General features: G+C 67.0%; 3 protein-coding genes. All 3 read left to right on the forward strand.

Going from position 1 to position 2,615, the window contains the following annotated elements:
* Positions 1-330: PaaI family thioesterase (locus tag B2W70_RS03750; RefSeq protein ID WP_286742998.1), on the forward strand; the 330-nt coding region annotated here is incomplete at its 5' end.
* Between the two features lie 42 nt (positions 331-372).
* Complete coding sequence (locus B2W70_RS03755; protein WP_286743000.1) at positions 373-1,401, forward strand: NADP-dependent oxidoreductase; 1,029 nt, start codon at positions 373-375, stop codon at positions 1,399-1,401.
* A 25-nt stretch (positions 1,402-1,426) separates the two neighbouring features.
* Positions 1,427-2,356, forward strand: coding sequence for an SDR family oxidoreductase (locus B2W70_RS03760; protein WP_286743003.1), 930 nt, complete (start codon positions 1,427-1,429; stop codon positions 2,354-2,356).
* Positions 2,357-2,615 lie beyond the last annotated feature (259 nt).

A 2,615-nucleotide genomic window follows, 5' to 3' on the forward strand; every position in this document is an offset into this window, starting at 1 on the left:
GGTGTGGCCCACGGCGGCCTGCAGATGACCCTGCTGGACGTGGCCATGGCCCATGCGGCGCGCAGCCGCCACATCGACCAGCCTGGCGGTGGTCCCGGCCTCGTCACGGTCGAGATGAAGACCAGCTTCATGCGCCCGGCGCAAGGCCGCATCCGCGTGATCGGTCAGGTGCTGCACGCCACCGCCTCCATGGCCTTCACCGAAGGCCGCGTGCTCGATGAGCAGGGCCGCGTCTGCGCCCACGCCACGGGCACCTTCAAGTTCCTTCGCGCGTTGCCCACGGCCGACCGAGAGGTCAAGCCGCTGGCACGCCACGCCGGCTCGGACTGATCTCCAGCAGCCGGCTCCTTTGGCAAACCAGGAGTCCACAAGATGAGCCTGATCAATCACCAGATCCTGCTGGCATCGCGCCCTGCGGGCGAGCCCACGGTCGACAACTTCAAGCTGGTCGAAGCGCCCGTGCCCACGGCCGATCAACTGGCAGACGGGCAGGTGCTCGTGCGCCACCACTACCTCTCGCTCGACCCGTACATGCGCGGCCGCATGAACGACAGCAAGAGCTACGCCGAACCTCAGCCACTGGGCAGCGTGATGATTGGCGGCACGGTGGGCGAGGTGGTGGCCAGCACGCACGCGCGCTTTGCCGTGGGCGATCACGTCGTCGGCATGGGCGGCTGGCAGGAATACAGCGTCGTCGACGCCAACCAGCGCGGCATCCTCAACAAGGTCGACACCCGCCACATCCCGCTGTCGGCCTACCTGGGCTCGGTTGGCATGCCTGGCGTGACGGCCTGGTACGGCCTGATGAAGATCATCGCACCCAAGGCTGGCGAGACCATCGTGGTCAGCGCCGCCAGTGGCGCGGTGGGCAGCGTGGTGGGGCAGTTGGCCAAGGTGCACGGCTGCCGCGTGATCGGCATCGCCGGTGGCCCGGACAAGTGCCGCTACGTGACCGAAGAGCTGGGCTTTGACGCCTGCCTGGACCACAAGCAGCTGACCGATCTGCGCAGCTTCTCGTCCGCGCTGAAGGCTGCAGCGCCCAACGGCATCGACGGCTGCTTCGAGAATGTGGGTGGCATCGGCCTGGACGCCGTGATGCTGCGCGCCAATGCCTTCTCCCGCGTGGCCTTGTGCGGGCTGATCGCGGGCTACAACGGCGAGCCCCTGGTCATGCAGAACCCTTCGCTGATCCTGGTCAACCGCATGAAGCTGCAAGGCTTCATCGTCAGCGAGCACCCCGAGGTGTGGCCCGAAGCCATGCAGGAGCTTGGTGGGCTGGTGGCGTCCGGCCGCATGAAGTTCCGCGAGTCGGTGGCGCAAGGCATCGCCAGCGCCCCGGAGGCCTTCCTGGGTCTGCTCAAGGGCCGCAACTTCGGCAAGCAGTTGGTCAAGCTGATCTGAACCCCTCATTCAAGAAGAACCCGACATGTCCGCTCAACACCTCACCATCCGCCCCGGCCAGACGGCCGTCATCACCGGTGCCGCCAGCGGCTTCGGTCTGGAGCTCGCCCGCCTGGGTGCCAAGCAGGGCCTGAACCTCGTCATCACCGACGTGCAGCAGGACGCGCTCGACGCTGCTCTGGCCGAGCTCACCGGCATGGGCGCCAAGGTGGCCGCCCTGCGCGGCGATGTCTCTCGTGCCGAAGACGTGCAGGCCCTGGCCGACCTGTGCATGGAGCGTTTCGGCGCGCCGCACATCGTCATCAACAACGCGGGTGTGGCCCACGGTGGCCTGATCTGGGAGCACACCCAGCGCGACTGGGAGTGGGTGCTGGGCGTGAACCTGTTCGGCGTGGTGCACGGCGTGCGCGTGTTCACGCCCCTGATGCTCGCGGCGGCCGCGAAGGACGCTTCGTACCAGGGCCACATCGTCAACGTGGCTTCGATGGCCGGGCTGCTGAACTCGCCCAACATGGGTGCCTACAACGTCAGCAAGCACGCGGTGGTGAGCCTGTCTGAAACGCTCTACCAGGACTTGTCGCTGGTGACCGAGCAGGTGCATGCTTCGGTGCTGTGCCCGTACTTCGTGCCCACGGGCATCCACCAGTCGCATCGCAACCGCCCCAAGGAGCTGCGCAGCGAGGGCAAGCCGACGGCCAGCCAGATGATCGCGCAGGCGATGAGCACGAAGGCGGTCACGTCGGGCAAGGTGACGGCGGCTGACACGGCCCAGTTGGTGTTCGATGCCATCAACCAGGGCAGGTTCTATGTCTACACGCACCCGCAGGCGCTGGGCATGGTGCATACGCGGCTGGAAGACGTGGTGCAGGGGCGCAACCCGACGGACCCGTTTGCTGGCAAGCCGGAGATTGGCGAGCAGTTGCGGGTGGCTTTGAGGCAGGCTGCTCAGGGTTGATTTTTTTGTGCGGCGGGTGGTGCGTGGTCCGGTGGGTGGGGGGCGTGAGCCGGCCCTGCGCGGGGCATCACCGAGCTGGTCGGACCTTCACCCCTTGAACACCAGTCAAGTGGTTGCCGAGCCATGACACCGCACATGTCGGGCCGGCTCACACGCCCCCCACCCACCGGACCCGAATCACCGCGCACGGCGTGGGTTGCGGAAGAAGAAAGGCGACGCAAGCGTCGCCTTTCTTCTTCCGCCAACCCCGCAGTGCGCG

Source organism: Aquabacterium sp. UBA2148 (genome assembly GCF_002328915.1).
In the GTDB taxonomy this organism is placed as follows: domain Bacteria; phylum Pseudomonadota; class Gammaproteobacteria; order Burkholderiales; family Burkholderiaceae_C; genus Aquabacterium; species Aquabacterium parvum.

What these genes read in the sequence shown, in the direction of transcription:
- B2W70_RS03755 (WP_286743000.1), top strand. Translation starts at nt 373, where the DNA reads ATGAGCCTGATCAATCACCAGATCCTGCTGGCATCGCGCCCTGCGGGC.
- B2W70_RS03760 (WP_286743003.1), top strand. Translation starts at nt 1,427, where the DNA reads ATGTCCGCTCAACACCTCACCATCCGCCCCGGCCAGACGGCCGTCATC.